Origin of the sequence: Tunturiibacter gelidiferens, from assembly GCF_051013345.1 — a bacterium.
Taxonomy (GTDB): domain Bacteria; phylum Acidobacteriota; class Terriglobia; order Terriglobales; family Acidobacteriaceae; genus Edaphobacter; species Edaphobacter gelidiferens_A.
The window spans coordinates 4,701,868-4,727,927 of sequence record NZ_CP132939.1 but is presented as its reverse complement, the minus strand read 5'-3'; the positions used below and the strand labels follow the sequence as shown (position 1 = coordinate 4,727,927).

The 26,060-nt window shown below is 58.7% G+C and carries 35 protein-coding genes and 2 pseudogenes; 16 read left to right on the top strand and 21 right to left on the bottom strand.

The genetic code is table 11. The features are described from left to right. Positions 1–155 precede the first annotated feature (155 nt). Positions 156–461 (bottom strand): hypothetical protein, encoded by a 306-nt coding sequence (locus tag RBB80_RS23720; RefSeq protein ID WP_433964790.1) that lies wholly within the window; start codon positions 459–461, stop codon positions 156–158. A 204-nt stretch (positions 462–665) separates the two neighbouring features. Between RBB80_RS23720 and RBB80_RS23715 the strand changes: the two genes are divergently transcribed. Continuing rightward, positions 666–1,361, top strand: coding sequence for an SIR2 family NAD-dependent protein deacylase (locus RBB80_RS23715; RefSeq protein ID WP_433964789.1), 696 nt, complete (start codon positions 666–668; stop codon positions 1,359–1,361). A gap of 13 nt (positions 1,362–1,374) precedes the next feature. On the opposite strand, the gene RBB80_RS23710 is transcribed toward RBB80_RS23715, so the two are convergent. From RBB80_RS23710 to RBB80_RS23700, 3 genes are all read right to left on the bottom strand, one after another. Continuing rightward, complete coding sequence (locus RBB80_RS23710; RefSeq protein WP_433964788.1) at positions 1,375–1,569, bottom strand: hypothetical protein; 195 nt, start codon at positions 1,567–1,569, stop codon at positions 1,375–1,377. A 662-nt stretch (positions 1,570–2,231) separates the two neighbouring features. Further along, on the bottom strand, positions 2,232–2,432 hold the full coding sequence (locus tag RBB80_RS23705) for a hypothetical protein (protein WP_433964787.1): 201 nt from the start codon (positions 2,430–2,432) through the stop codon (positions 2,232–2,234). A 405-nt stretch (positions 2,433–2,837) separates the two neighbouring features. Continuing rightward, positions 2,838–3,623, bottom strand: coding sequence for a PP2C family protein-serine/threonine phosphatase (locus RBB80_RS23700; RefSeq protein ID WP_433964786.1), 786 nt, complete (start codon positions 3,621–3,623; stop codon positions 2,838–2,840). Between the two features lie 210 nt (positions 3,624–3,833). On the opposite strand from RBB80_RS23700, the gene gpmI reads away from it, so the two are divergent. Next, positions 3,834–5,459 (top strand): 2,3-bisphosphoglycerate-independent phosphoglycerate mutase, encoded by a 1,626-nt coding sequence (gene gpmI, locus RBB80_RS23695; RefSeq protein ID WP_433964785.1) that lies wholly within the window; start codon positions 3,834–3,836, stop codon positions 5,457–5,459. A 145-nt stretch (positions 5,460–5,604) separates the two neighbouring features. Here the strand turns inward: gpmI and RBB80_RS23690 are convergent, their stop codons facing one another. The 7 genes from RBB80_RS23690 to RBB80_RS23660 form a co-directional block, all read right to left on the bottom strand. Continuing rightward, positions 5,605–6,621, bottom strand: coding sequence for a metallophosphoesterase (locus RBB80_RS23690; RefSeq protein ID WP_433964784.1), 1,017 nt, complete (start codon positions 6,619–6,621; stop codon positions 5,605–5,607). Between the two features lie 76 nt (positions 6,622–6,697). Then, positions 6,698–7,276: a recombination mediator RecR gene (recR, locus tag RBB80_RS23685; protein WP_433969841.1), complete on the bottom strand. Its 579-nt coding sequence runs from the start codon at positions 7,274–7,276 to the stop codon at positions 6,698–6,700. 45 nt (positions 7,277–7,321) lie between these two features. After that, positions 7,322–7,654 carry a YbaB/EbfC family nucleoid-associated protein gene (locus RBB80_RS23680; protein ID WP_433964783.1) on the bottom strand — a complete coding sequence of 111 codons (333 nt, stop codon included), beginning with the start codon at positions 7,652–7,654 and terminating at the stop codon, positions 7,322–7,324. Between the two features lie 28 nt (positions 7,655–7,682). Further along, complete coding sequence (locus RBB80_RS23675; protein WP_433964782.1) at positions 7,683–8,366, bottom strand: hypothetical protein; 684 nt, start codon at positions 8,364–8,366, stop codon at positions 7,683–7,685. Continuing rightward, positions 8,366–8,872 (bottom strand): hypothetical protein, encoded by a 507-nt coding sequence (locus RBB80_RS23670; protein ID WP_433964781.1) that lies wholly within the window; start codon positions 8,870–8,872, stop codon positions 8,366–8,368. The genes RBB80_RS23675 and RBB80_RS23670 overlap by 1 nt, the downstream gene beginning before the upstream one ends. After that, the gene (gene dnaX, locus RBB80_RS23665) at positions 8,869–9,759 is read right to left on the bottom strand and encodes a DNA polymerase III subunit gamma/tau (RefSeq protein WP_433964780.1); all 891 of its coding nucleotides are present in this window, start codon (positions 9,757–9,759) and stop codon (positions 8,869–8,871) included. The genes RBB80_RS23670 and dnaX overlap by 4 nt, the downstream gene beginning before the upstream one ends. 178 nt (positions 9,760–9,937) lie before the next feature. Next, positions 9,938–10,396, bottom strand: coding sequence for an SET domain-containing protein (locus tag RBB80_RS23660; RefSeq protein ID WP_433969840.1), 459 nt, complete (start codon positions 10,394–10,396; stop codon positions 9,938–9,940). Between the two features lie 112 nt (positions 10,397–10,508). Between RBB80_RS23660 and RBB80_RS23655 the strand changes: the two genes are divergently transcribed. Beyond that, positions 10,509–11,219, top strand: a complete 711-nt coding sequence (locus RBB80_RS23655) for a hypothetical protein (protein ID WP_433964779.1) — start codon at positions 10,509–10,511, stop codon at positions 11,217–11,219. Between the two features lie 87 nt (positions 11,220–11,306). Continuing rightward, positions 11,307–11,861: a DinB family protein gene (locus tag RBB80_RS23650; RefSeq protein ID WP_433964778.1), complete on the top strand. Its 555-nt coding sequence runs from the start codon at positions 11,307–11,309 to the stop codon at positions 11,859–11,861. 41 nt (positions 11,862–11,902) lie between these two features. Here RBB80_RS23650 and RBB80_RS23645 read toward each other — a convergent pair whose 3' ends face one another. Next, complete coding sequence (locus RBB80_RS23645; protein WP_433964777.1) at positions 11,903–12,343, bottom strand: hypothetical protein; 441 nt, start codon at positions 12,341–12,343, stop codon at positions 11,903–11,905. 237 nt (positions 12,344–12,580) lie between these two features. Between RBB80_RS23645 and RBB80_RS23640 the strand changes: the two genes are divergently transcribed. The 7 genes and pseudogenes from RBB80_RS23640 to RBB80_RS23610 form a co-directional block, all read left to right on the top strand. After that, a complete protein-coding gene (locus tag RBB80_RS23640) occupies positions 12,581–13,753 on the top strand; it encodes a hypothetical protein (protein WP_433964776.1) in 1,173 nt (390 codons plus the stop codon). Positions 13,754–13,941: 188 nt separating this feature from the next. Next, positions 13,942–14,973, top strand: coding sequence for an alpha/beta hydrolase fold domain-containing protein (locus RBB80_RS23635; protein ID WP_433964775.1), 1,032 nt, complete (start codon positions 13,942–13,944; stop codon positions 14,971–14,973). Between the two features lie 84 nt (positions 14,974–15,057). Continuing rightward, positions 15,058–15,393: a PspC domain-containing protein gene (locus tag RBB80_RS23630; protein ID WP_433964774.1), complete on the top strand. Its 336-nt coding sequence runs from the start codon at positions 15,058–15,060 to the stop codon at positions 15,391–15,393. Further along, positions 15,378–15,722: a hypothetical protein gene (locus RBB80_RS23625; RefSeq protein ID WP_433964773.1), complete on the top strand. Its 345-nt coding sequence runs from the start codon at positions 15,378–15,380 to the stop codon at positions 15,720–15,722. Before RBB80_RS23630 ends, RBB80_RS23625 begins: the two co-directional genes overlap by 16 nt. A gap of 32 nt (positions 15,723–15,754) precedes the next feature. After that, entirely contained in the window at positions 15,755–16,144 is a 390-nt protein-coding gene (locus RBB80_RS23620; RefSeq protein ID WP_433969839.1) for a hypothetical protein, read from the top strand. Beyond that, on the top strand, positions 16,033–16,353 hold the full coding sequence (locus tag RBB80_RS23615) for a hypothetical protein (RefSeq protein ID WP_433969838.1): 321 nt from the start codon (positions 16,033–16,035) through the stop codon (positions 16,351–16,353). The genes RBB80_RS23620 and RBB80_RS23615 overlap by 112 nt, the downstream gene beginning before the upstream one ends. Then, a pseudogene (locus RBB80_RS23610) lies at positions 16,317–16,676 on the top strand (diaminopimelate decarboxylase); the annotation flags it as partial. The gene RBB80_RS23615 and the pseudogene RBB80_RS23610, both read left to right, overlap by 37 nt. Positions 16,677–16,772: 96 nt before the next feature. On the opposite strand, the gene RBB80_RS23605 reads toward RBB80_RS23610, so the two are convergent. The 3 genes from RBB80_RS23605 to RBB80_RS23595 all read right to left on the bottom strand — a co-directional run bounded on the left by RBB80_RS23605 (position 16,773) and on the right by RBB80_RS23595 (position 18,213). Next, on the bottom strand, positions 16,773–17,096 hold the full coding sequence (locus tag RBB80_RS23605; protein ID WP_433964772.1) for a hypothetical protein: 324 nt from the start codon (positions 17,094–17,096) through the stop codon (positions 16,773–16,775). A 150-nt stretch (positions 17,097–17,246) separates the two neighbouring features. Then, a complete protein-coding gene (locus RBB80_RS23600) occupies positions 17,247–17,507 on the bottom strand; it encodes a hypothetical protein (protein ID WP_433964771.1) in 261 nt (86 codons plus the stop codon). Continuing rightward, positions 17,467–18,213: a hypothetical protein gene (locus RBB80_RS23595; protein WP_433964770.1), complete on the bottom strand. Its 747-nt coding sequence runs from the start codon at positions 18,211–18,213 to the stop codon at positions 17,467–17,469. The genes RBB80_RS23600 and RBB80_RS23595 overlap by 41 nt, the downstream gene beginning before the upstream one ends. A 178-nt stretch (positions 18,214–18,391) precedes the next feature. On the opposite strand from RBB80_RS23595, the pseudogene RBB80_RS23590 reads away from it, so the two are divergent. From RBB80_RS23590 to RBB80_RS23570, 5 genes and pseudogenes are all read left to right on the top strand, one after another. Continuing rightward, positions 18,392–19,140 (top strand): annotated as a pseudogene (locus tag RBB80_RS23590) (YebC/PmpR family DNA-binding transcriptional regulator). 78 nt (positions 19,141–19,218) lie between these two features. Continuing rightward, complete coding sequence (locus tag RBB80_RS23585) at positions 19,219–19,665, top strand: hypothetical protein (protein WP_433964769.1); 447 nt, start codon at positions 19,219–19,221, stop codon at positions 19,663–19,665. Next, on the top strand, positions 19,644–19,967 hold the full coding sequence (locus tag RBB80_RS23580; protein ID WP_433969836.1) for an acyloxyacyl hydrolase: 324 nt from the start codon (positions 19,644–19,646) through the stop codon (positions 19,965–19,967). Before RBB80_RS23585 ends, RBB80_RS23580 begins: the two co-directional genes overlap by 22 nt. 46 nt (positions 19,968–20,013) lie before the next feature. Then, positions 20,014–20,967 carry a glutamate formimidoyltransferase gene (ftcD, locus tag RBB80_RS23575; RefSeq protein ID WP_433969835.1) on the top strand — a complete coding sequence of 318 codons (954 nt, stop codon included), beginning with the start codon at positions 20,014–20,016 and terminating at the stop codon, positions 20,965–20,967. A gap of 263 nt (positions 20,968–21,230) precedes the next feature. Beyond that, a complete protein-coding gene (locus tag RBB80_RS23570) occupies positions 21,231–22,037 on the top strand; it encodes a hypothetical protein (protein WP_433964768.1) in 807 nt (268 codons plus the stop codon). 237 nt (positions 22,038–22,274) lie between these two features. On the opposite strand, the gene RBB80_RS23565 is transcribed toward RBB80_RS23570, so the two are convergent. From RBB80_RS23565 to RBB80_RS23540, 6 genes are all read right to left on the bottom strand, one after another. Then, positions 22,275–22,742: a GyrI-like domain-containing protein gene (locus RBB80_RS23565; RefSeq protein ID WP_433964767.1), complete on the bottom strand. Its 468-nt coding sequence runs from the start codon at positions 22,740–22,742 to the stop codon at positions 22,275–22,277. A gap of 615 nt (positions 22,743–23,357) precedes the next feature. Beyond that, positions 23,358–23,729 (bottom strand): GyrI-like domain-containing protein, encoded by a 372-nt coding sequence (locus RBB80_RS23560; protein WP_433964766.1) that lies wholly within the window; start codon positions 23,727–23,729, stop codon positions 23,358–23,360. Between the two features lie 75 nt (positions 23,730–23,804). After that, positions 23,805–24,287 carry a TetR family transcriptional regulator C-terminal domain-containing protein gene (locus tag RBB80_RS23555; RefSeq protein WP_433964765.1) on the bottom strand — a complete coding sequence of 161 codons (483 nt, stop codon included), beginning with the start codon at positions 24,285–24,287 and terminating at the stop codon, positions 23,805–23,807. A 41-nt stretch (positions 24,288–24,328) separates the two neighbouring features. Next, positions 24,329–24,490 (bottom strand): TetR/AcrR family transcriptional regulator, encoded by a 162-nt coding sequence (locus RBB80_RS23550; protein ID WP_433964764.1) that lies wholly within the window; start codon positions 24,488–24,490, stop codon positions 24,329–24,331. Between the two features lie 602 nt (positions 24,491–25,092). Further along, entirely contained in the window at positions 25,093–25,545 is a 453-nt protein-coding gene (locus RBB80_RS23545) for a chemotaxis protein CheX (protein WP_433964763.1), read from the bottom strand. Positions 25,546–25,653: 108 nt separating this feature from the next. Continuing rightward, positions 25,654–26,040: a response regulator gene (locus RBB80_RS23540; protein WP_433964762.1), complete on the bottom strand. Its 387-nt coding sequence runs from the start codon at positions 26,038–26,040 to the stop codon at positions 25,654–25,656. Between the last annotated feature and the right edge of the window lie 20 nt (positions 26,041–26,060).

Here is a 26,060-nt window from a genome sequence, read left to right as displayed (position 1 = left end):
GACCCTAAAAACTGCGTCATCCCGACCGAAGCCGCTCACAGTCTCATCGTGAGCGGCGCAGCGGAGGGACCCCGTATTTTGCCTGTAGCGCCACCACGCTCGAACAAGCGAGAGCAACATCGCGTCAGACCGCAACAGTCTCAGCCCGCCCCAACTCAAACGTAAGATTCACTGATCGCACACCAACCGGTCGCGTCCGATGACGAACCCCGCGAGGAATCGTGAGCATTTGTCCCGGAGCAAAGCTCCCGCGATCCGCCCTCAAACTCAATGCAGAGCCGTCCTTCCACCACCAAAAACGTCTCGTCCGAGTTCGGATGAAAGTGCCAATGGTAGGGCGCCACCATCGTCGAAATCCGAACGACATGGTCATTGATCTCAGCAATCGGATGATTATCGTATCCGCTGCGCGACGAAGATTCTGCCGTCAGCGTGATGATCTCTGGAAGCTCTCCATTCATCGTCAAACCCTCAAGTCCAATCTAGATCCCGTCTTAGCGTAAGACGCTCGGACTGCAATCGCGCAACGACAGCCCTAAAATGCCTGGAACTCAGACCGAGTCCCCAGCGAACCCTCCGAACCGAAACAAAAAGTTATACAAGTCACGAAGTGACCGCCCCGCGCGCAGCGGGCCCGTCCGGCAGGACAAAAGCATCCAACCACTATGCACTTAACCAAACAAGACCGCCTCTTCGTCCTGACCGGAGCCGGCATCTCCGCCGAAAGCGGTCTCGCCACCTTCCGCGGCTCCGGAGGCCTCTGGAACGGCTATCGCGTCGAAGAGGTCGCCACCCCCGAAGCCTGGGCCGCCGACCCCGCCCTCGTCTGGCACTTCTACTCCCAGCGCCGCCACAACGCCTCCGCAGCCCAGCCCAACGCCGCCCACCTCGCGCTGGCCCAAATCGAACGTCAGCTAGGCGACCGCTTCTACCTCTGCACCCAAAACGTCGACGACCTCCACGAGCGCGCCGGCTCCCAGCGCATCCACCACATGCACGGCAATCTCTTCCAATCCCGCTGCACCCAATGCAACCAGCCCTTCCCGGACACAGACGTCTACGAAACCGCTGCCGCTCTCCCGAGATGCAGCAACTGCGGAGCACCCGTCCGTCCCCACATCGTCTGGTTCGGAGAGATTCCACTCGACATGGACACCATCTACGACAAACTCAACCAAGCCACCGTCCTCCTCGTCGTAGGCACCTCCGGCTCCGTCTACCCCGCCGCAGGTCTCGTCCACATCGCCAACCAGAAGCGCACTCACACCATCTACATCGGCCCCGAAGAACCTCTCAACCACCAGGCCTTCGACGAGATCCTCCTCGGCCCCGCCTCCGAAGTACTTCCTTCGCTCTTCTGATAAGGACAACTCGTTAGCTCGTAGTTCCGTCCGGGTACACGATCTCTTTTACGTGCACCAAGGCAAAGTTCTTCAGAAGTCGAGCCGCAATTCGCACGGTCGCCCCGTTTGAAAATCCTAGAAGGATGTCGTCCCCGTCCAGAAACTCCACCTGCCTGATGTTGGCATCGTTGAGGCTAATAGATTCAGAGTTCGGGTTATGTCCCATAAAGCCTCCAAAAGACAATAGGATGCAGATTCAACTTTCGAATTCAGTTCGAACCTCTAACTCGAACGAATGTGCGTACCGCCAAAAAGTGATAGTGATTACTCTTTTCATAAAGAAAAAAATAGTTGTGTGATGTAAAAAGACTGACATCATAACCGACGTCTGATAACTTTCCACTCATCATGATGAAATCAGCGAACGGCTTTCCTCAGAGAAAAATAGGGACGGAACGTATGACTCCATCTGTCCCCGCTGTTTTCTCACAGTTGCCAAGGGCCTGTCCCCCGCGAACTCGAACTGCAAGAGCAGGTTCACGCCTGTCTGCCGATTGACCTTCCGTTGGTTCACGCAGCAAAAGACGAGGTCCGGAAAGACGCCTGAGAAAAAAGAATCGTTAGCGCCCGAAAATTGTTCGACGCTACTTTCACAAACACCATGTAAATAAATGAATAGAGACTGTTTAGCTCTATGAAGTATTGACACGGGGTCTATACTGAAAATATAGAAACTACCAACCGGAGTCCGGCCACAAGCCGGACTTTTTCATTTAACGCACCCGTAACTCGTCTCGCTCAAAAGTCTGGACTCAGGTCCCTTCTTTTGAAGACTTTGCACAACAAAACACCCCCGTGGGGAGGGACCAGATGCAACTTACGATCAACTCAGTCGTCGACAAACCAAAGCGCTACCAATGCCGCCACATCTTTACCGACGGTCGACGCTGCGGCAGCCCATGCCTCCGCGGAGAAGAGCTCTGCTACTACCACCACACCACCCGCAAACCCGTCACCGGAGCCCGCCGTCGCCGCTCCCGCCGCACCGCCTTCGATCTGCCCCTGCCGGAGGATCGCTCCGCCATCCAATCCTCCATCGGCCAGGTCCTGCAGCGCATAGCCTCCAACGACATCGACTCACGCCGCGCCGGACTCCTCCTCTACGGCCTCCAGATCGCAAGCCTCAACCTGCCCCGCGATCCCGCCCGCGCCACCGCGCCCCCAACCGATACCGTCGAAGAGATCCTCCACGACCCGGCCTTAGGTCCACTCGCCCCACGCTCGGAGGTAGGACAGACCAACTCCCGTCGCAGCCCCGTCGCCGCGCTCATCGATCAACTCAGCCTCAGCGAAGACGAAGAGGCCGTCACAGACACTTCAGAGCAACCCAACAGCGACGAAGAGCCCGCTCTGCACGCTATTCTCCCGGCTGTCCACGCCGCCGCCAGCCTCCCTGCGTGCTCGTCGCAACTGGTTCCATCGACCCCCTGCAATCTAACCAGCCTTGCCGTGCCTCACCAGGGCAAGCGCAGTCAGATCCTCGTCCTCCGTCCGATGTCCAAACGGAAGATTCAGCCTGCTGTACCAGGGAATCTGCTTGAACCCCTCAGCAGCCTTCAACGCAGCCCGGCAAAGCTCTGTCGCCGAATGCGTCGTTGTCTCCTGCAAAAGCGGAACCAAACGCTCCACCCCAAAGTGTGTTCGTCCGTGCCGCGTCTCCATCACGCCCTTGGTCACCAGCAGCAGCCTCGCCCCTGGCTCAAACGCCTGCATCGAAGGCTCATGGGTCAGATGAGTAAACAAACCCAGCGGCGCAGCTTGGCTAGGCAGAATCCGCGCCCCCTCCGAGTCGTGAAAGACAGCCGTCATACCTCCCGCATTGATGTACGCGAGAACTCCGAGCGAAACATCGTAGCAACCCAGAAAGGTCGGCGAAAAGCGAACCCCCTTCGCAGCCCGAATCAACTCGTGATTCACCGCCTGCGCAAGCCGGGCCGTAGCGTTCATCACATTCGTGCCCGCAGGCCCCAGCAACTCCGCAGCACTCCCGCGGAATATATCCTGAACCGCGGCTGCGATTGGCTGCGTCGCCTTCTTGGTCCCGGCGATATCCGTCAGCAGGAAGATCACGTGCGATCCGAGGTCGACCGCATCGAAGAAGTCCCCACCCGTCCGGACGGAATGATACTCAGCATGCAGGTCGACGCCCTGCATCTGCCGCAACTCCATCGGTCGAGGACTTCGGCCGGTCGCAGGCGAATCCGTGTGAGACAAAACCATGGCATGATCCACCTGATTGAAATCTTTTCGCGATTGTATCCCCGTTCGTTACCCACTGGCCCATCGAATGAGAGCCCTTTTATCAACCGAAAGTCCCACTCAAAGTCTCGCTCCACTCCAGAGCCGCTCAAAATTCACCGCTCCTCCATTGTTGATATCCTCACCATAAGCCTGCACCACAACAAGACATCAGCGAGAAACGAAGCCATCATGCCCAAAGCACCAGTCGTCCTCACCATCCTCGACGGATGGGGTTACCGCGCCGAAACCCACGGCAACGCCATCGCCCAGGCCCGCAAGCCCACCTACGACGCTCTCCTCCGCGACTACCCCAACACCCTCCTCCGCGCCAGCGAACACTTCGTCGGCCTCCCCGACGGCCAGATGGGCAACAGCGAAGTCGGCCACCTCAACCTCGGCGCAGGCCGCATCGTCCGCATGGACATGACCCGCATCGACACCGCCATCCTCGACGGCTCGCTCTACACCGACCCCACCCTCACCCGCGCCTACGAACTCGCAGCCCAGAAGGGAAGAGCACTCCACCTCATCGGCCTCCTCTCCGACGGCGGCGTCCACTCCCACCAGCGCCACCTCTACGCGCTCCTGCGTATGGCCGCTCAGCACAAGCTCACACACGTTTACGTCCACGCCTTCATGGACGGCCGCGACACCATGCCCACCAGCGGCCTCGGCTACCTCGAGGAGCTCCTCAGGAAGTTCCACGAGTACAACGTCGGCCTCCTGGCCAGCGTCAGCGGCCGCTACTTCGCCATGGACCGCGACCTCCGCTGGGAGAAAGAAAAACAAGCCTTCGACGCCCTGGTCACCGGCCATCCCGAAGGCGGCCGCTACAACGGCGCCACCGCTCGCATACGCGAACTCTACAACAACGGCATCACCGACGAGTTCATCCCGCCCTTCACCTGCACCAATCCCACCGATGGCACCCCCGGCGGCCTCATCCGCGACGAAGACGTAGTCATCAACTTCAACTACCGCGCCGACCGCGTCCGCCAGATCACCCGCGTCCTCACCAGAAAGTCCGGCCTCACCGCCGACCCCATCGGTAGCCAGGGCCACCAACTCCCCAAAGCCGCAGAACTCGACGCCGAGATACCCCTCGACCTAATCCCCTCCAACCTCCACTACGTCTGCATGACCCAGTACGACAAAAACTTCAAACTCCCCATCGTCATCCCCGCCGAGTCGATGGACAACCTCCTCGCCAACCTCATGTCCCAGGCCAACCTCCGCAACCTCCGCGTAGCCGAAACGGAAAAGTACGCGCACGTCACTTACTTCTTCAACGGCGGCATCGAAAAGCCCTTCCCCGGCGAAGACCGCGCCCTCATCGACTCACAAAAAGTAGCCACCTACGATCTCGCCCCCGAGATGTCCGCCGCAGGCATCGCCGACGCCGTCCTCAAAGCCGTCAATGACACCGCTTTCGACGTCATCATCGTCAACTTCGCCAACGCCGACATGGTCGGGCACTCCGGCATGATGGAGCCCACCATCCGCGCCGTAGAAACCGTAGACACCCAACTAGGTCGCATCTACCAGGCCATCAAACAACGCGGCGGCTCGCTTCTGGTCACCGCCGACCACGGCAACGCCGAGATGCTCATCGATCCCGTCACCGGCGGCCCACACACCGCTCACACCACCAACCCCGTCCCCTTCCTCTACATCACCGAAGAAGGCAACACCCCTACCCTCCGCGAAGGCGGCAGCCTACGCGACATCTCCCCCACCATCCTGTCGTTGCTAAACCTCGACCAACCCAACCAAATGACCGGCGGCGACCTCCGCACAAAACCCAATGTCCAATAAGTCTTCATCCGACCAAAGGGAGGACCCATACACCTAACCCATCAAGACCGATACACACGTCACGAAGTGACCGCCTCCCGCGCAGGGAGCCCGTCCGGCAGGACAAATCCTTCGCCGTGATGATTGCGTGGAGCGACGGGAAGCGTTATGCGATGTTTGTAACCGTCCCATCCACCTTCTTCGTAAACGAATGAATAACCCGTCCGTTCTCGTCCAGGTGTCGCAGAGTCAGCAACTCCGGCGTAACCTGCAGATCGCTGAACCCATAAACCCGTTGCGCATAAGGCCCACGCTGAGCCTCATCGATCACTAGTGGATAAAGATCTGCCCCACCCCCGCCGGACAAAACAAACGAAGTCGGATGCCCCTCAAACTCCAGGTGCTGCATATCGTGGTCATGCCCAGCCAAATACATATGAGCCTTATGCTTCCGCAGCAATGGCTCCCAATCCCGCACCAGCACCTTATGATCCCCATGCGGCCCATTCGAAAAGATCGGATGATGCCCCATCACAACCAGAAACGGAGTACTCCGAGGCCTCTCCAACTCCGCCTCCAGCCAAACCAGCTGCTCCGCCTGTTGCTCCGGAGTCAGCGTGAAGTCTGCACCTTTCTTCGGCCTTCCGTCTGCGTGAGGCATATTGCTATCGAGTGCAATTATCGTCATCAACGGCTTCTTCACCGGAAACTCGAAGCTGTACCAGAGCGAAGGCATCGTCCATCGAGTTCCGCCCGCCTTCGCATACTCCAGCTCCGCCGCAACCTTGCTCATCGGCATGGTCTGGTAGTCATGGTTACCTGGAATCGCATACGCCGGGCAATCGAACACGCTCTTCGGATACATATCTTCAAACTGAGTCTTCCACCGCGCATCCTTCACCCCGCCCGGCAGCGGCCCATACCAATTGTCTCCCAGCATTAACAACGCCTCAGGTGAAAAGCCTTGTCCTCGAACGTAGGTCTGCATCGTCTTCGCCACGCGGCTTTGCGCTTCGAAGTCCTCATAGCCCCAGTCACCCACCATCAACAGCCGCGATCCTCCGCCCGAACCACTATGCTTCGCAGCAGCCAGCGCAGGCAAACCACCAAGTCCGGCCAACGCGCTGAACGCAAAACTCTGCCGCAAAAACCGCCGACGCGAAATCGTCTCATCAAAACCCATACATCTCCCTCAAAAAAAATCGCCACTCTACGACCGTAAGACGAATCAGCGGCAAGGAAAGCCGCTACACGTCATGTTAAAACTCGCGCCGCCCTTCCATCGCCCGTGTCATCGTCACCTCATCGGCATATTCAATATCGCTTCCAGCCGGCACTCCCGTCGCAATCCTCGTCACCTTTACATCACCCTTCGTTTTCCTGAGTTCAAGTGCCAGATATCCTGCCGTCGCCTCCCCTTCCGTCGTCGGAGAAGTCGCCAAAATCACTTCATCCACCTCCACCAGTCGCGTCAACAGATTCGTAATTCGCAACTGCTCCGGCCCCACTCCACCGATCGGAGAGAGCGTCCCGTGCAGGACGTGATATACGCCGTTATAACTTCTGGTCTTCTCAATCGTCGCAATATTGGTCGGCTCTTCCACCACGCAAACCAACCGCTGATTTCGCACTGGGCTCGTGCAATACCCGCAAGGATCAACATCCGTAATGTTGTTGCAGATCGAGCAGAGTCGCAGGTGCAGCTTCAACTCTCGTATTGCTACTGACAACGCTTCGGCATCTTCGGACGGTGACCGCAACACATGAAACGCCAGACGCTGCGCACTCTTGGAACCAATCCCTGGCAGCTTCCTCAGTTCTTCAATCAGCCGCGACATCGGCTCGGCAAAGCGATTCGGCGTTGCATGGAAAGAACCAGCCACTTAGCCCAACCCCGGCAGATCCGGCAAACCCAACCCGCCCATCATTCCGGCCACGCTCGACTTCATCGCCTCATCCGCGCGTCGCCCTGCTTCATTCACCGCTGCGGCAATCAAATCTTCAAGCAACTCGAGGTCGCTCGCCGAACTGCCCATCGCCGTTGGCTCGATTTTTACTCGCAAAACCTCTTTCTTACCGTTCATCCGCACTGTCACCACACCACCGCCACTCGAAGCCTCCACCACCGTCGCAGCGAGCTTCTTCTCCATCTGCTCCTGCATCAGCTTCGCCTGACCCATCATCTCTTTCATCTTCCCCAGATCAGAAAAATCCATCCTCGCCCCCTTGTGCAGTCATGACTGGCTAATCGTTATCCCGCAGATCGATCACATTCCGAACCTCGGCATTGAACAACGTCTGCGCCCTTTGCACAATTGGATGCTCCAAAGCCTTCGCTTGGACGCTGCCACTCTTCGCCGCTCTTGGCTTTTTTGCACTGGCGGAATTCTTGACGCCCGGCAGCAACAGAAGCTTCAACTCTCCAACCCCGGCATCCCGCAACGCAGCTCTTATCAGTTTCTCGGCCTCCGCATTAATCACCATCGACAGCATCGTCTTCGAGAGCTCCGTCTGCACCTGGATCTCCCTCTCTGTCACTGTCCACTCCGCATCGGCCAGGGCATCTGCCGACGTCGCCTGATTCTTCGCGGTCGACAAAGCATCTAGGGCCACTCTCTGCAGTTTCTCTGCAGAATGTAACGAATCTGGTTGCATACCGACTCTGCTCAAACTCTCGACAGGATCTGCTCTCTCAACTGCAGGTTCAATCGGTTCCTCCAGCAACGGCAAAGCTACAACTGCCGTCTCTGCCAGGTCCTCACTCTCCACCAGGGCGGCTCCTATCGCATCGCCGTCAGTCAACACCATCTCCGCAGGTGTGGCCACGGAAATCGGCGTGCGTAGCGCAACCGGGACAGGCATCGGTGCCGCGATCGGCACAACGGGGGCAGCAAGAGCTGCAGGAGCAATCGCGATCGGCGGAGCCACTACGGCCCTTTCGTCAAACCGATTCCTGCTCTGGTCTTTTCAAAGGGAGAAAACGCTGGTCTGGCGCTCGCCACCGTTGCGCTCGTCTCCAGCACGCGCGCCGTCGCTGCCCCGCTTACCGGATTCCTCGGGGGCGTCCCAGCAGATGTGCTCACTGTCCTGGCCGTCGCTACTCGAGGGCCTGGCCGGGAGCCGCCGCCACCGACAGGGAACTGGCTCAACACTTCTTCAATCGGCAGCAACCGCCGCAGATGCACGAGCTTCAGCAATCCCAGCTCAAAATGGAACCGCTGTTCCTGCCGATATCCCAGCTCATCAAACGTCCTCAGCATCACCTGCAGAAACCGCGTCAACTCCTCTTCGCTGAAAAACGCAGCCGACCTCCCCGCGCGCCTTTGTTCATCCGCCGAGATCTGTAGCAGCTCTCCCGCCACCCCATCCGCCCCAGCGCCATCCGCACCAATACCCGCAATCTTCGCAATCACAGTGTTCCGCAGATATCTCACAAACTGCCGCGCCAGCTGCGCCGGTGAGTTTCCGCATCCAGCAGTTGATTCGCAACCGTAATCACCTCTGCGCTGCGATTCCCATCCACCGCCTCGAGAATTCGCTCGAACACTGCATTCGGAACTGTCCCCATCAGCTCACGAATCTGTCCAGCATCCAGCCGTGCTCGCCCATCTTCCACCGGCGCACTGGCAATCGCCTGGTCCATGATCGACAGTGCATCGCGCATCGACCCGTCGCCGGCCTCGGCAAGTAGACTCAGCGCGGCCTCATCCGCATCCACGCCCTCCCGCTCCGCAATACCGCGCAGCTCGCCCAGAATGTCTACCAGCTTCACAGCATGAAAGCTGAAGTGCTGACACCGCGACCGCACCGTCTGTGGAATATCCTCCGGCTGCGTCGTCGCCATCATAAAGACGATATGATCCGGCGGCTCCTCCAATGTCTTCAACAGCGCATTAAACGCCGCATCCGTAATCTGGTGAGCCTCATCCAGTATGTAGATCTTGTACTTATCTCGCGCCGGACGATATCGGGCCGCATCCCGCAGCTCGCGAATCTCATCGATCCCGCGATTGGTCGCCGCATCGATCTCGATCACATCAACGGCATTCCCCGCCTTGATCTCCATGCAGCTGTCGCAAACCTCGCAAGGCTCTGCCGTCGGCCGCACCGCCGATCCAATCGCATTCCGGCAGTTCAGCGCCATGGCCAGAATGCGAGCGATCGTCGTTTTTCCAATGCCGCGGTGTCCGCTGAAGATATATCCATGCGCGATGCGGCCCTGCGTCAGCGCATTCATCAGCGTTACGGTCACGTGGTCCTGTCCCGCGACATCTGCGAAACGCTGGGGCCGGTATTTCCTTGCAAGTACCTGATATGCCATATAGAAAAAGTGGAGAAGTCACGGCCGTCGCGACCCATCCGCAAGCTCTATTGTATCGCCCACGGGTGTGCCACTTATCCTCGGCTAAGAATGGCGCCGAAGGCGCGTCAGCCTCGATGGCAGATCGCGCAGTGCGCGCAGCACGCTTTTCGCTTTTTTAGACAGAGTGTTCAAAAATCTACCGCCCCGCCTTCGCTAAAGCCCGAGACTTCCGTGCCCTCCTCTTTACCTCGGCCTCGCTGAACATCGTCCCCCGGCACTTCTTCGCTCCGCAGTAGCAGTTTTGCTCGTCGTCGTCGCTGTCGTAGAGGTTGTACTCATAGGTCAGCTCCTCCCCCGCGGCGATATCCCGAATCGCAACAACAAACACTCGGCCATCGACATTCTCCGACTCGCAGTTCGGATCGCAGGAGTGGTTGATAAACATAGCGGTTCCAAACCCATCGATCACCAACCCATTCTCCCCACAGCTGAAAAGGTAGGTTATATCCCGGTCCTGATACCTGTCGTCCGCCTCATCTTTAGTAAATCGCGGCCCGTCGTACTCACACACTCTCTTACCTTTCTTTATCGCCCGAGTTGTATAGCAGCCCGCTGCATGAATCGACGAAGAACGGATAATCAGCCCATCAACCATAGTCAAAGAAGTTCCATCAAATAAAATAGTGGCAGGAAACAGCCAAGGTGAGCTGACTATAACAAACCGCCTCGCAACACCGTCAAAGTATCGAACGAGAACTCTGAACCCTATGGCAATCGGCTCAAAAATTCGCGCATTGCTGGCAGCGTTTCTCTTCTCCGCAGCCTGCCACGCACAGACGGCGCCTGCGCAAAATCCACCCGCGCCATGCCCAGCCTCCGGCCAGAACGCATCTCAGCCAGCCGCGCCATGCCCTCCGCCTCCACAGACAAAGAAGCCCTCAGCCGCTGAGCAGTTCCCATTTCCCGGCACTCCGGCAAAGCCGGCAGCCCCTCCGCCCGACTCCCCCAGCCCCGCCACAACACCTTCCTCGGCTGCAGAGGAGCATCCATTCCCCACGACCCCCGCTCCCAGGCTCCCAGGCGACGAGTCCAGTAGCAGTAGCTCCAGCCCCGACAGCGCAGACCCCGATGCCATTCCAGACACTGACATGCCAAAGCCGGGCACCGAAGGCAGTTCAGTGCATCGCAAGCTTCCCAAGGTCAAGCGCGTTCAGACAGACGACGAACGAGTGGACGAAGATCTGAAAGTTGCCAAGTTTTACATGCGCGACGACAATCTTCCGGGCGCGTATCTTCGTGCCCAGGACGCGGTCAAAACCCAGCCCGAATACTCAGCCGCTCACTACGCCCTCGCTGAGATCGCACAAAAGATGAAGAAGAAAGACGAAGCGGTCGCTGAGTTCCAGACGTACCTCAAGCTGGACCCCGATGGCGAGAAAGCGAAAGACGCTCATAAGGCACTGGATCAACTAAAGTAGTCTTCCATCCGTAGGCCTCTTACCTAGTCACTCGGGCACAGAACACTAGCCGCCACGCCTGCAACCGGTGTAACGTGATCCTGCCTTATGAACTCTACCCTCCATCGCCTTCAGCGCGAGATCGCCTTCTCCCTCCACGGACTCGACGCCGCTCAGACACAGCTCCAACCACCTTCGCGCCCACACAAGTGGACCATCCAGCAAATCATGGAGCATCTTCTGCTCACCTACTCTGGCACCGAGCTTGCTCTAAACGCCCGCCTCACCAAGCGAACTCCCACCCGCGCAAAACCCAGCATCCCGCAGCATCTCGGTCAGTACACCCTTATCCGTCTCGGCTACTTCCCACACGGACGCAAATCCCCGCCGATGGTCACGCCGGCTCCAACGGAGCACCCACTCTGCGGCGAAGAGCTCACCACCGCCGCAGCCGAACATCTCACACACCTCGATCTGCTCTGCGCCGAAGCGGAAGAACTCTTCGGGACCAAATGTAAGTTTGCCAGCCACACAGTCCTCGGGCCGCTGGACGTAAATCAATGGCGAAAATTCCAGCTCATTCATGGCGAGCATCACCTTAAGCAAATTCTCGCCATCCGAAAGGCCCACAGCCTCCTGCCCCTGGAGCGAACAGCCCACTAGCGTTTTGGAAACGTCGGTTTCGAAATGCCAAAATCGGCGGCCTACTCTTCGAACCCGCCCACCGCAGCCTCAGCCGTTTCTTCCTCGAGCTCATCCTCGACACGCAGATAGCGCCGCATATACCGAAGCGGCTCTTCGGCGGCCGCCATCTCCTTCAAATGATACAGCCACGCATCCTCACGCGCGCTCCGTCGGGTATATCCTTTGCGCTGCACTGTCCCGATCGACCCATCCTTCATCTTGCGTGTAAATGACTGCATCGGAACTTGAAAGGTCATCAGCTCGCCCGGCTTCCAAAAAGTCGACGCAAACTCGTGCGAGAACAACAGCGCATAGTAACGGCGTTCGGCTGCCACCATCTCCACCGCATGCCGGGCGCTCTGCCAGGGCAGCCCAAGTCTCCCCATATACCATCTACGAAACTCGAACCCGTTGGTGCGCGCCTGCCCGATCAGTAACTGAAGCAATTCAACCCGTGTCATAGAGTCCGTTCCACTTTTCAAGAAAGATACCGCAGCATCTCGGTCAGTTCCGTGCCCAAAGGGTACAGTCTGTGGTGGCGTGCGTCCAATTCCGTGTACGCTACCTGAGAAGTAATCTTGTACATCTCAGTCTGCAGAAGAAGTTACCAATTTTCACCAGCGCTTCGAAGCCCAGGGCCCCGGAGAAGAGCCATAAAACGCAGCATAAAAATACTCAGCCTCCTTCTTGCCCTCCTGTTGGCAACTCCGGCCCACTCGCAGTCCTACAACGCCGCTGCGCACACTGATCCCATCAACCTTACCCCCGAGGTCCGTGACGCCTTCGAGCACTTCTACGATCTCGACTACGAGGGCGCTCTCTCCCGCTTCGAAGCCCTCCAACGAGCCAACCCGAAAAGCGCTATCGCGATAGGCAACGTTCTTCTCACCATCGTCTTCCGCGAACTTTACCGCCAGGACCTCCTCGACACCACCTACTACGCCCACGACTCCTTTCTCACGTCCAAGCGCAACGTCCCCGTCCCCCAACCCATTCGCGACCGCATCGAATCCCTCACCAACTCCGCCGTCGCCCTGGCCGACCAGCAGATCAAAGCCAATCCCAACGAAGCCAACGCCTACTTCGCCCGCGGATACGCCCGCGGCATGCACGCCGCCTTCATCACCCTCTGCGATCACAGCTACGTCACGGCAGCGCGCCAGGGCCTTGCCTCCCGCAACGACAGCGAAGCTACCCTCAAGATCGATCCCCAGTACGCCGACGCCAAGATGGCCATGGGAATCCAGCAGTTCGCCGTCGCCAGCCTCCCGCGCCTGGTCCGCATGCTCGTAGGCATCGCCGGCGTCGGTGGCAACAAACAAAAAGGTCTCGATCTCCTCCGCGAGTCGGCCGCCCATGGCATCGTCACTCCCATCGAGTCCCGCACCGCCCTCTCTCTCTTCCTGCGCCACGACGCCCGCTACGCCGAAGCCATCGTCGTTCAGAAGGGTCTGGCCGATCAATATCCCCACGACTATCTCTTCCGCATCGAGGTGGCCAACCTCACCAAAGACTCCGGCAACGGCCCCGCCGCGATCGCTCTTTACAACGCCATCCTCGCCGACGCCGAAAAACCTGGCTACTTCATCGAGCCGCGCCTTCACATGACCTACTTCGGCCTAGCCGACACCCAGCGCGGTCAGAACCAGATCGACCAAGCCGCGCAAAACTACCTCCAGGCATCCGCTCAACCCACCTGCAGTGACTGGATCCGCCGTCGCGCCCAACTCAACGCCGGCGAGATGTTCGACCTCCTCCACAAACGCGACGAAGCTACCAAACAGTACGAACTAGCCTCAGCCGGAGGCGGTGACCAGTCCCAATCCGACGCAGCCCATCGCTACCTCAAGACCCCATACACCGGTAAATAAAGTAGTGCTCAGCACGGCACACCCGCCGCGAAGTGGCCGCTCCACCCGTAGTGGGCCCGTCCACAGGACTCACGCTGCGAAGCAAGCGCCACGCGCAAGCCAATTCTCGATTACTGATCGGCGTACCTTGTCTCCGCTGCTAAACCTTAAAACTCCTCCCCGCAGATCCTGCTAGCCTTATCAAACCTATGCGCCCTAAATGCCTTCTCGCCGTCGTCCTCGCATTCCCCGTCACCCTGTCCGCCCAGCAGTCCCCGCAAACCAACTCCAGCATTCTCGACGCCAAAGGCACCGCGCACATCACCCGTGTCATCCCAGTTCCCACCACCATCAGCCCCGAGGCCCAGGCCTCCCTCCGCCTCCCCGCAGGCGCCGAAAACCAGACCCTCGCCGAGCGCCGCACCACTACCGGTGCCTGGCAAACCCGCGCTGGCGAAGCTTCTCGCGCAGCTTACCCGGTAAACATCGAATCCCTCACCATCGCCAACGTTCCCGTCCGCAACGTCCTCCCCCTCGAAGACAAATACCCTGACCACGTCCTCATCAACGTCCACGGCGGCGGCTTCAACTCCGACTCCGGCTCCTTCACCGAGTCCATCCCCATCGCCAACCTCACCCACACCCGCGTCGTCTCCGTCCTCTACCGCCTCGCCCCCGAACACCCCTTTCCTGCCGCCATCGACGACACCATCGCCGTCTACCGCCAGCTCCTCAAGACCTACAAACCCACCCACATCGCCCTCTACGGCACCTCTGCCGGAGCCATCCTCACCGCCGAAGTAGCCGTCCGCCTCAAGCAACTCAACCTCCCCCTCCCCGGCGCACTCGGCATCTTCTCCGGTATGGGAGACTTCAGTCAGAACGGCGACTCTCTCTCCATGTACGCTCTCCGCGGTCTAACCGGCAGTCTCCCCGTAGCCGGCACCCAGCCACGCAGCACCGAGTACACCGGCACCACCGACCCCAAAGATCCCGTCCTCTCGCCCCTCTACGCCGACCTGCACGGCATGCCTCCAACACTCTTCATCACCAGCGGCCGCGACATCCTGCTCAGTGGCACCGGCATCCTGCACCGCGCCTTCCTCCGCAGTGGAGACGACGCCCGCCTTATCGTCTTCGAGGCGCTCCCTCACGCCTTCTGGAACGACATCAGCCTCCCCGAGACGAAAGAAGCCTACGGCTACATGGCCGACTTCTTCTCCCAGCAACTCAGCCGTTAGTTCCACACCACTGAACCGGCGGCCCTATCTCTGCGTATTCAATCTCGAGAGCATATGGCAAAATAGAAGCTCTCGGAGACACTTATGTTCTGCACTCATTGTGGCAATCAAGTCGATCCTTCCTCCCGCTTCTGTCCGGCCTGCGGAGCCCCAGCCGCCTCTGCTGCTCCTCCCCCGACGGGTTACTATCCGACCACAACACAACTCACACGCCCGCGCCACAACCGCATGATCGCCGGAGTCTGCGCAGGCTTCGCGCTCCACTACGGGTGGGATCTCAACCTCGTCCGCGTTCTCACCGCGCTCATGATCGTCCTCACTGGCGTAGGCGCCATCGCCTACATCGCGGCGTGGGTCATCATCCCCGAAGCCCCTACGCGCTTCCCGCAAAGAGCACCTAAGTTTTGTCAAAAAAGATAGCCTTAACTCCGCCTCAAATCCAGTCCAGTCCGCGCCCTTTCGCCTACCGCAATCGCCTCCTCCACTGCGACGGAGCCAACCTCACCACACTCGCCGCCGAACACGCCACGCCGCTCTACGTCTACTCGGCGCAACAAATCTCCCACCGTCTCCAGCTCTTCAAAGACGCCTTCGCCACCCGCCCCCACACCATCTGCTACGCCGTCAAAGCCAACTCCTCGCTCGCCATCCTCCGCCTCCTGGCCAAGCAGGGAGCAGGCTTCGACATCGTCTCCGGCGGCGAACTCGAGCGCGTCCGCAGAGCTCACAAGCCTGCCCTCAAAAAGTAGTCTTCTCCGGCGTAGGCAAACAACTCTGGGAAATAGACGCCGCCCTCGAAGCCGACATCCTCCTCTTCAACGTGGAGTCAGAAGCCGAACTCCACCTTCTCGCCGCCCGCGCCGAAGCCCTCGGCAAAGTCGCCCGCTTCGCCCTCCGCGTCAACCCCGACGTCTTCGCCGAAACCCACCCTTACATCTCCACCGGCCTCAGCGAGCACAAGTTCGGCATTGACATCAAAGCCGCCCGCGCCATCTATCGCGCCGCAAAAAATCAAAGTGGCTCGACCCCGCCGGCGTCTCCGTCCACATCGGCTCACAGATCCGCAAGGTCGATCCCTTCGCCGCCGCGCTCACCCGCGTCACCAGCCTCATCGCCGACCTGCGCAAAGATGGCCACAACATCCGCTACGTCGACGCAGGCGGCGGTCTAGGCATCGACTACGGCGCAACAGCCTTCGATCCCGCAAAACAAGTTTCAAAATACGCCGCCGCCCTCACCAAAGGCCTCGGCACCGAACCCGCCCATCTCCTCCTCGAGCCCGGCCGCTTCATCATCGCGCAAGCAGGCGCGCTCCTCACCCGCGTCCTCTACGTAAAAAGAACGGCACAAAAAACTTCATCATCACCGACGCCGGCATGAACGATCTCATACGCCCCGCGCTCTACCACGCGCACCACGAGATCATCCCCATCAAACAACCAGCAGGGAAGTCCACCCTCACCGCCGACATCGTAGGTCCCGTCTGCGAATCAGGCGACTTCTTCGCCCGCGACCGCACCCTCCCGCCCGTCAAGCCAAACGATCTCGCCCTGCTCCTCGACGCAGGAGCCTACGGCATGTCCCAAACTTCCAACTACAACACCCGCCCTCGCCCCGCCGAAGTCCTCATCGACGGCGCCACCACACGCCTCATCCGTCGCCGCGAAACGATGCGCGACCTCCTCGCCCCCGAATTTCTGTAAGCTGCACAAAATGGTAGCCAAAGGGACAGCCGAGCAATCCATCAACTTCCCGAGGTTTGGACTTGCCGAAAAGGCGACATTGCAGGAGCGACAAATCTAGACCAGCATCTGCAAGCTACAGAAGACGATGGCTATTGCAGAGACAATCAACGCGATGACGGCGAAGCTGCGACGGGAGTCCAAGCCGAGAGACAACGCGGCGGAGATAAGGGTCAGTGGAGTTCCAAAGAGCCACACACCTGCGAGGACACGGTAAATGGTAGCTCCCCGCACACCAGGAGACGGAGACGGCTCAGAGTTGACGAGGGAGTAGTGAATCAAGAAAGCAGAAAGGAGGAACGAACCGGTTTCGAGCAGACTCAGCGCAATACAGGTGACGGCGAACTTTCGTTCTTTCCACCAGAGTTTTCGATCGTTCATCCCCACCCCGTATTATGTCGTCCTTATGATATCGCCGGTCCTAATCGATGCGCATCGCTGATGACAGTTGGCACGCTTGCGGAAAACGGGTTGTCGGAACTCTCGGTCTTCGGAATCTGCTTTTGCTCTCGCCGTTCCTTCCAAAAAACGTCACCTCAGCGCGCTAATCGACTGTCGCACCGCAGCCAGCGGAGCCTTCGCATCCAGCACAACTCCATTATTCGGACCCGCACTCACACCTAACTCCTTCCACAACGCCGGAAGATCCACATCCACCGGCTTCTCGCTCCACTTCGCATACATATCCGTCAAAACAGTCGTCCCAGTAGCCCGATCCCCAATCTGCAGCACACGCGACAGCGGCCAATCCTTATCGATTCCCCCCGCTATCCACAACCGCGCGCAGAGCATCTCTGAGCCCCTTCTTGTCGTTTGTCTGACGTCGAATCGAAACATCCGCCATCAAACAAAACATCGCCCCACCCCAATACGTCCGCCCCCAAGTCTGTGTCTCATTCAGTCCACGATCACCGCGCTCCGGCTCGCCATTATGCATCTCGTGCAAAAACTCCGCCCACACCCTGTCCTCGGTCAGCCTGCCCGTTCCCGCACGCGCAATCGGCTCGACGTATGTCGCCAGCCCCTCTTCCATCCAATGCTGATCATCCGGAAGATCCGGCAACGCCGTATGCACAAGCTCATGCGTCAGCACCCAATCGTCCTTCAGGTCGCCTTTCGTCGCATGCTGCGCCAGCCGAATCCGTGTCACAGCAGGGAAGCCGCCCATACCACCCCACGTGGTACCGTGAATCGAATCGGAGTCGCCTGCAATCGGTTCAATCACCACCCGCGCCCGCGCCACCGGAAACCTGCCGTAGTACACCGCCACCGAATGCGCCGACGCTTGCACCCACGAGACAACGTCGGAGCGCGATAGATCAAGATCTCCCGTCGCAAAGTCCACCTGAATCGTGCCGCCGCCCTCCACAAAACTCTGCGAAGCAACGATCTGCTCATTTCTCCAGTGCCGGCCTTGCGCACAACCCACACAGCAAGGCCGGAGAAGCGTCAGGCACGCGAACATCAGCACAGTAGTCCGTCCCCACAAACATCTCATTCCAACCTCGAACCGGACTCTGCCCGATCACCCCATCTTCTAATAGGACTCGCCCGCGACCGAAACAGTTACACCACCCTGCAACAGGCGCTTGATCTCCTCAACATGCTAAAATCACAAGGTCGCGCAAGCCCGCAACCGATCGTAGGCACACGCAAAATCAACACCGAGGTAGTCCATGTCCGGCCACTCAAAATGGGCGACAATTAAGCATAAAAAGGGCGCAACAGACGCCAAACGCGGCAAGATCTTCACCCGTCTCATCAAGGAAATCACCATTGCTGCCAAGACCGGCGGAGGCGATCCCGACGGCAACCCCGCCTCCGCGGAGCCATTGCTGCGGCCAAGGCGGAGAACATGCCCGCTGACAACATCAAGCGCGCCATCCAGCGCGGCACCGGCGAACTCGAAGGCGTCAGCTACGAAGAGATCACCTACGAGGGCTATGGCCCCGGCGGCGTCGCCCTCATCGTCGACGTCCTGACCGACAACAAGAATCGCGCCGTAAGCGAGATCCGCCATGCATTTTCAAAGAACGGTGGAAACCTCGGCGAATCCAATTCCGTCTCTTGGATGTTCACCAAGAAGGGCGTCATCACAATTGCAAAATCGGCGGCATCTGAAGACAAGCTCACCGAGATCGTCCTCGATGCAGGCGCCGAAGATCTCTCGGACGAAGGCGAAAACTGGGAGGTCCTCACCGATCCCAAGGACTTCGAAGCCGTAACCGAAGCCCTCAAGGCCGCAAAGATCACCCCCGAACACGCTGAGGTCACAAAGATCGCCTCGACCTACACCAAACTCGAAGGCACTCAGGCCAACGCCATGATCCGCCTCCTCGAGACAATCGAAGACCTGGATGACACGCAAAACGTCTACTCCAACTTCGACTTCGACGAAGCTGCGGTAGCCAACGCCAGCCATTGATGAAAAACGGTAGCTAAGCCCCAACGGCCGCCGTTCACCGGCGGCCTTCTTCTGTTGTGCTCAACACCGGAGACCTAAGTGATTAAGCAACTCGCACGCCTCGGAGCGACCGCTCTCTGCACCCTCGCTCTCCTGCTAGCCGCCACCCGACCCTCGTGCGGTCAGGCAATCGTCAGTAACGAGAACAATCCCTTCCTCGATCCCAAAGGCCACCAGCCCTTCGAGATCGGAGCTCTGGTCCAGGGCGGCCTCGGCGTCACTGAAAATCGCAACGACTTCAAGTTCCTTATGGCCGGAGTCCACGCCGGCAAGGTCCTCACCCCAAATCTGGGCCACGGCCCCTCCGCGGCAACCTCGAGTACGCCGTCGAAGCCTTCCCCTTCTGGCAGTCCTACACGCCAAAGTTCCAGCGCCCCTTCTGCACCAACCCGCCCGGCACCCCCGAGCAGTGCACGCCGTTCTACACCGTTGGCGGCACCTTCACCGGAGCCTCCGTCACCCCGATCATCATTCGCTGGAACATAGTCGGCACCAAAAAATTCTCCTTCTGGGGACAAGCCGCTGGCGGTCTCCTCTGGACCAACCACAAGTACCCAGCCTTCGGTGGACCACCCTACAACTCGCAAAACGACGGCAAATACGCCGACGCCAGCGTCTTCAACTTCACACCCCAAGGTGGCGTCGGCCTCCACTACTTCGTCCGTCCCCGCCGCTCCATCGACTTCAGCGCCAACGCCGTCCATATCTCCAGCGCCTCTCTCGGAGATCGCAACCCCGGCGTCAACGCCAGTGTTCAGTTCTCCCTCGGCTACACCTGGTGGAAATAACCTCTACAATGCCCCACGAATCACTGCGCATCATCGCCCGCTCAAAATGAACTCAGAAGCCATCATCGAGTGCGTCCCTAACTTCTCTGAAGGCACCGACGCTGCCAAAGTCGAAAGGATCGTTGCCGCCGCGCAGGTTGAAGGCGTGCGCCTGCTCGATTGGTCCCTCGACACAGCCCACAATCGCTCCGTCGTCACCCTCGCCGGCTCGCCCACCGGCATCGTAGAAGCCGCCGTCCGTGCCGCAGGCAAAGCCGCCGAACTCATCAATCTCACCACTCAAAACGGCGTCCACCCCCGCATCGGCGCGGCCGACGTCATTCCCTTCATCCCCGTCAGCGGAGCCTCCCTCGCCGACTGCGCCGTCCTCGCCCGCCAGGCCGGCCTCCTCATCTGGCGGCGTTACGGCGTCCCCGTCTACTTCTACGGAGCCGCCGCTGCCCGACCTGACCGCGTCCTCCTTGAGGATGTCCGCCGCGGCCAGTTCGAAGGCCTCCGCGACGCCGCCCTCCGCGACGCCACCCGCCGCCCCGACATCGGAGGTCCCGAACTTCACGAAACCGCCGGAGCCTCCGCCGTTGGAGCCCGAAGCTTCCTCATCGCCTACAACATCCATCTCCAGCAGCCCGACATCGCCGCTGCCCGAGCCATCGCTCGCGATATCCGCGCCGCCAACGGTGGCCTCCACGGCGTCAAAGCCATCGGCATCCTCGCAAACGGCCGCGCCCAGGTCAGCATGAACGTAACCGACTTCCGCATCACTCCCATGCACCACGTCCACGCCACGGTCCAGCACCTCGCGCAGCGCCATGGTGTCCTCATCGAAGACGCCGAACTCATTGGCCTCATCCCCGAAGCGGCCTACGAGCCCGATTCCGATTGGGTACGTCAAATCACTGGCTTCAATCCCGACGGCAAGGTCCTGGAGCGCAGACTTCACTCCCCATCGCGTGGCCACAGCATTAGAACTGCCAAACCACCGCACGTACCACGAAAGTAGCAAGCTTGCTAACAGAAACCTGACCCATCCGGTCTTGCAACCAGCGCGTATTCACGGAACAATGATGGTATTGCGGCTACACTGCCAGTAGCACAAGGAGTAAAGGGAATAATGAACACAATCAAGCGCAACCTCTTCACCGCCGCCATGGTCATGACGACCATGATGGCCCCCAACTTCGCCTCAGCAGCACAGCTCTCCAGCGACGCCAAGTCGGCCACCCCAAGGAAGTTCAGCAGCTCATCGTCGTCGACTATCGCGCCATGCAGAACTCCCCCGCCGCCATGGACCTCAAAGACCGCGTCCTCCCGCCCGAACTCAAGCGTCTCGAGACCGCACTCAAAAGCTCCGGCCTCAAAGTCGATCAGGACGCCGACGTCCTCGCCTTCGCCGCCTTCCGTGATTCGAAGGGTGAAGGAACCCGCATCGTAGGCATCGCCCAGGGCCAGTTCCACACCCGCGAGGTCATGGCCAACTTCACCAAGAACAAGATCAAGCCCACCATGATCCGCAATAACAGCGTCTATCCCATGGGCTCCAACGGCATGAGCGTCGTCTTCCTTAATCAATCCACCATGGTCTTCGGCGACAAGGACGCCGTCAAGGAAGCGATGGACGCCCGTGACGGTATCGCCCCCAACTTCCTCTCCAACGGCGACATGGTCAACGAGATGAACGTCGTAGACACCAAGGCCGTCTGGAGCCTCCTCGACGCCAAAGGCACCCAGACCATGATGAAAAGCGTACTCGGTGACGCCTCTCAACTCGCCGACTACGACACCGTCAAGAACCGCATGAAGAGTAGCCGCTACACCATGGACTTCCAGAACGGGGTCAAGTTCGACATGGCCGTCGTCATGTCCGACACCATCACCGCCGCAACCGCAGCCACCTTAATGAAGGGTGTTTCCATCCTGAAAAAGAACTCCGGCACCCCGCTCGAGAAATCCGCTCTCGATCAGACCACCATAGACTCCAATGCCGGCACCCTGACCGTCGACTACTCCTCCTCCGACAGCCAGTTCGCCAGCCTGCTCACCTCGCCTCTCTTCCAGTCAGTCGTCAAGTAGTCGCTCACCATAAGCGACTCGCAGAAAAGCCCGGCCTCCGCACCTGGCGGACCGGGCTTTTCATCGCAGTTCAGGTCTTTGCTGGCATCCTGACCCTGAGCGAAGTCGAAGGGGAAGGATCCCGACGAACTCCGTCCTACCCAAACCGCCCGTCCCTTTCCACCCACCTCTGAAGTCGTCATCCTCAACGGAGTGAAGGATCCCTCTATTTGTATCCGCGCCTGCCCTTGACTTGACTCAACGCCCCACAAGCGGACGGTTCAACTCCGTTCGCCAGTTAGCCGGGTCCGGGCCAGCTTCCATGCCGGTAAGATACCGCTCCCACAGATCCTCCGCCGTCTTATATCCGTTCTTCGCAATCCACGCTCCAAACTCGCCCCACCCCGCGCCAAGTCCCGAGTAGTCTCCGTGGTAGACCGTCCTCACCACCTTCATCGCAGGCCATGCCCCAGCCTGCACCCGGCCTGCCGCTACAATCGGCGCTGCAACCGGCACGCAGATCTCAAAATCAAAGGTATCCTTCGGCCTGGTCAGGTGGTGAGTGAACCAGGGTCCGGCCTCGGCAACCCCTTGGGCAGCGACTGCGGCCTTTACCTCGTTCAATCCGGGAATCATGACCTTTTGAATCTCCGACGTCGGCACCGTGAGATGAAGAAAGGCCATTGGCAACGTCACCGTATCAACAATTTTTGGTGTCTCGATCATCACATCTCCTCTGGTTCTTTGTGCTAATTCCGAGGCAATGAGCAGACTTTTTCAAGTCGTCATCCTGAACGGAGTGAAGGATCCCAACGCCTTCCCCACCCGCCCATACCGTTCGAACCTTTCAGCCGAAACACTCCAGCCTTTGCCGTTCTGCATCCAGCCGCAACGCAACCGTCTCAATAGCCTGTGGAGTCTCGATCATTACAACTCCTCTAGTTCTCCGTGCTAATTCCGAGGCAATGGGCAGATTTTTCAAGTCGTCATCCTGAACGGAGTGAAGGATCCCGACGCCTTCCACCTGCCCGTACCGTTCGAACCTTTCAGCCGAAGCTTCGAAACATCGGTCTGCATCGTTGCTGTCGCCATCGTGGTTCTCCTCGCTGATTGGCTGCACGGCCCTTTGCTGCGATACTGCTCCATATCAAGCCTTCGCTGTCATCCTGACCCTGAGCGAAGTCGAAGGGGAAGGATCCCGACGAACCCCGTCCTGCCCAAACCGCTCGTCCCTTTCTGCCCGCCCTCTTCACGCCGTTGTCTGTTCTTTCTCGCCCTCTTGCAAGAATCCTGTTGCCTCCGGACGGAATTTGTGCGTTGTTGAACTTTAGGTTCAGAACACTAACGAATCGGCACCCACACCTCGACATCGCCCTCGCCTCTCTTCGGATCAAAGCTCTCGCCATAGCGTTCGAAGAAACCCGGCGACCCCGGCGTCCCCAGCGCAAACGAGTATCGAGACCTCGGCAGCCACTCGTGCTCAACCGCACGGCATGTCTCCGGAAGCTTTGAGACGTGGCCCCTGTGCGTGAATACCGCATATCGTTCGACAGGCATCGTCACCCGGCTGAACTCTTCAGGCAATCCCTCTTCACTCCGTACTTCCACTGCCGCCATATAGCCAAAACCATCCGACGAAGGAAAACAAATCCCATAGGCTACCTTGCTGACCTGTCCGGGACTTTGTCCAGGCAGGTAGCAAAACGCTGCCACAGCACTGGAATCTCTTTCATCGTTGCCATCGTGTAGTCACCACGCAACCCAGCCAGCAGCATCGGCCTTCCATCTTCAAACCGAGGCGATTCCAACCTCTCGAACGGTGTCTCTTCTTGTTGCTTTGGAACTTCTGTCATCAAGCACTCTCCTGGGATCAAATTGAGTGAACAACATCTCAATATAACGATGCAGGTGATCAATACAAGCGGCTGCAATCTCGGAGCCACCCTTGGCCTTCGCAAGAATGAACGCTCCCTGCAGTGTCGCCTGCATGTAGAGCGCGAGACTCTGGGCGGTCCACTCCGCATCGACCCCGTACTTCTCTATAGCCTCCGCTATGTCTGCCTCCACGGTCGCCGCGTGTCTGCTGATGCTCTCATTGCAGGCCTCTCTTATTAGAGGATTCGTGTCATAAACCTCCTGCACCATCGTTCCTACCAGACAGGTAAGGTCACACAACGTTCTTCCTTCGAGAATCGCCTTACGAAAGTCCACATAAGCTAGAACGCGATCCAACGGGTCGGGCAACTCGCGATAGGGTGCGGACGCGAACACGTCGCCAGTAATCTTGCTCCAGTGGTCAGCCGCAGCCAGAGCTAGATCCTCTTGCTCCTGAAGTGATGGAAGAAGCTTCCCTTGGTCAGTCCGGCCTCTTCGCAGACATCCTCAATGCGTGTCGCGCTATATCCTTTGACGCGGATTACGTGCATCGCTGCATCCAGAAACTTGGTCTTCGATTCGTGCCGGCTGTGGATCATGGAGCGCCCTTTGTTCGGGAAACAAAATACCAACCAGTGGGTATGCTATAAAATCAAAATTCAATTCCAGGGTAAGGGTGCTCTACGCTCCAAGGTTTGGAACCCAAAGCCGCACTTTAGCTCTCGCGCTTATTCCCATCATTTTGAGAGGATTTATTACTTCATCATCTGCGTCGACCCGCCAAAGGCTCTCATCCAAGGGCAACGAAACAACCGCCACTTATGGTCACTGTTTTGAGTTTCCCCTGTGCAGTGATTCCTCTTGCGCACCTTGTCCCCGCCAACAGAGATCCATTTCGGCAAATGTCCTCTGTACTCCGGCACTCCGCTTGCACTAGAAGTCTTGTCAAGCCCTACATCAAGCTAAGTCCTTTTCTGTCAGGCAGATCGACGTGGCGTATCAGTTACATCCGACCAGCTATACTGTTTACAGAGACTTGGACAAAGAAGGGCTGCAGCATCTTATCTGGACATTCAGGCGTAAGTCCTTTGGCTGGAAGAATTTGCGCGCAACCCATTTAGAATGAAGATTTTGCAGCGGCTGCATTTTCGTAAGTTATTCAATCAAAGTGGTTTATGGGAAGATACCGTGGGGGTACCTCCTAGAACGCCAGTACGACTCCAAATACGTTCCCTTGGAACGAATACTTTCGGCTGAACTTGGTTCCAAACTTAGCCTGATAGCCCTCAAGCCCATCCCGGGTCACAGCAGGGGTCGAGATCATGCAGTTGGAGTCTGGTGAGGCAAGTTTACTCTTCCACCCGCCCGCGATCATGTTGCAAAGTTCCCCGATCGCATCGTCCACCATCGGATCGTGCGGCTCCGACGGTGTTCCAAGCAACGCCTCAGCGGTCACCGACGCAGTAGCCTGACTCGCATACAACAAGCATTCACCGTCCACGGCCCCCGTAAACTGAATCCTCGCCACGATCCGCCCCTCCACCGTGTCGACCTCACCCTCCAAAGGGTCGCAGCTTCGTTCAAGCATCGTTTCGAAAACTTCTGCGACAGCCGAATCCAGTCGAGTCACTGCCTCATCCTGCGTATTTGACACAATCGTCCTCTTCCTACTCCTGGTTTATGTTCCGCAATCACTCAAGCAACTCTGAACTCACTAAGATTCAACCGGATGGTTCAACGATAACGAGCAGAGACAAACCGCTTACGCCGCACGCAACAGAGGAAGCACGCGCGCCTTCACCTGCTCGGCCGTGAACGGCTTGCAAATATAGCCTTGTGCGCCCGCAGCAATCGCCCGCAGCACGAAGCTTTCATTGCCCTCCGTCGTAATCATCACGACAGGGACGCCCTGCGCCAGATTCTCCTGCTTCCGAGCCTCTAGAAACTGCAATCCATCCATCACCGGCATATTGATGTCACTGAGAATCAACGCCAGTGCATCCGAACCTTGGTTGTCACGAAGAGTCTGCAACGCCTCCTCCCCATTCGAAGCCTGCAACACCTCGCTGAGCTCGAGGCCTGCCTGTCGCAACGCCCGTTCGATTACCTTCCTCATCACTGCCGAATCATCAATAATTAGCGCTCGCACCGACCCTCCCAACAAATCTT

Bases quoted from the DNA above. Each gene is read 5' to 3' on its own strand.
- RBB80_RS23565 (WP_433964767.1), bottom strand. From the start codon at position 22,742: ATGATCGAGACACCAAAAATTGTTGATACGGTGACGTTGCCAATGGCC.
- RBB80_RS23570 (WP_433964768.1), top strand. From the start codon at position 21,231: ATGCAGAACTCCCCCGCCGCCATGGACCTCAAAGACCGCGTCCTCCCG.
- RBB80_RS23630 (WP_433964774.1), top strand. From the start codon at position 15,058: ATGTTCTGCACTCATTGTGGCAATCAAGTCGATCCTTCCTCCCGCTTC.
- recR (WP_433969841.1), bottom strand. From the start codon at position 7,276: ATGTCGCGGCTGATTGAAGAACTGAGGAAGCTGCCAGGGATTGGTTCC.
- RBB80_RS23720 (WP_433964790.1), bottom strand. From the start codon at position 461: ATGAATGGAGAGCTTCCAGAGATCATCACGCTGACGGCAGAATCTTCG.
- RBB80_RS23595 (WP_433964770.1), bottom strand. From the start codon at position 18,213: ATGAGATGTTTGTGGGGACGGACTACTGTGCTGATGTTCGCGTGCCTG.
- RBB80_RS23700 (WP_433964786.1), bottom strand. From the start codon at position 3,623: ATGGTTTTGTCTCACACGGATTCGCCTGCGACCGGCCGAAGTCCTCGA.
- RBB80_RS23655 (WP_433964779.1), top strand. From the start codon at position 10,509: ATGGCAATCGGCTCAAAAATTCGCGCATTGCTGGCAGCGTTTCTCTTC.
- RBB80_RS23645 (WP_433964777.1), bottom strand. From the start codon at position 12,343: ATGACACGGGTTGAATTGCTTCAGTTACTGATCGGGCAGGCGCGCACC.
- dnaX (WP_433964780.1), bottom strand. From the start codon at position 9,759: ATGGCATATCAGGTACTTGCAAGGAAATACCGGCCCCAGCGTTTCGCA.
- RBB80_RS23605 (WP_433964772.1), bottom strand. From the start codon at position 17,096: ATGAACGATCGAAAACTCTGGTGGAAAGAACGAAAGTTCGCCGTCACC.
- RBB80_RS23710 (WP_433964788.1), bottom strand. From the start codon at position 1,569: ATGGGACATAACCCGAACTCTGAATCTATTAGCCTCAACGATGCCAAC.
- RBB80_RS23680 (WP_433964783.1), bottom strand. From the start codon at position 7,654: ATGGATTTTTCTGATCTGGGGAAGATGAAAGAGATGATGGGTCAGGCG.
- RBB80_RS23635 (WP_433964775.1), top strand. From the start codon at position 13,942: ATGCGCCCTAAATGCCTTCTCGCCGTCGTCCTCGCATTCCCCGTCACC.
- RBB80_RS23550 (WP_433964764.1), bottom strand. From the start codon at position 24,490: ATGATCCACAGCCGGCACGAATCGAAGACCAAGTTTCTGGATGCAGCG.
- RBB80_RS23600 (WP_433964771.1), bottom strand. From the start codon at position 17,507: ATGCTCTGCGCGCGGTTGTGGATAGCGGGGGGAATCGATAAGGATTGG.
- RBB80_RS23715 (WP_433964789.1), top strand. From the start codon at position 666: ATGCACTTAACCAAACAAGACCGCCTCTTCGTCCTGACCGGAGCCGGC.
- RBB80_RS23650 (WP_433964778.1), top strand. From the start codon at position 11,307: ATGAACTCTACCCTCCATCGCCTTCAGCGCGAGATCGCCTTCTCCCTC.
- gpmI (WP_433964785.1), top strand. From the start codon at position 3,834: ATGCCCAAAGCACCAGTCGTCCTCACCATCCTCGACGGATGGGGTTAC.
- ftcD (WP_433969835.1), top strand. From the start codon at position 20,014: ATGAACTCAGAAGCCATCATCGAGTGCGTCCCTAACTTCTCTGAAGGC.
- RBB80_RS23690 (WP_433964784.1), bottom strand. From the start codon at position 6,621: ATGGGTTTTGATGAGACGATTTCGCGTCGGCGGTTTTTGCGGCAGAGT.
- RBB80_RS23660 (WP_433969840.1), bottom strand. From the start codon at position 10,396: ATGGTTGATGGGCTGATTATCCGTTCTTCGTCGATTCATGCAGCGGGC.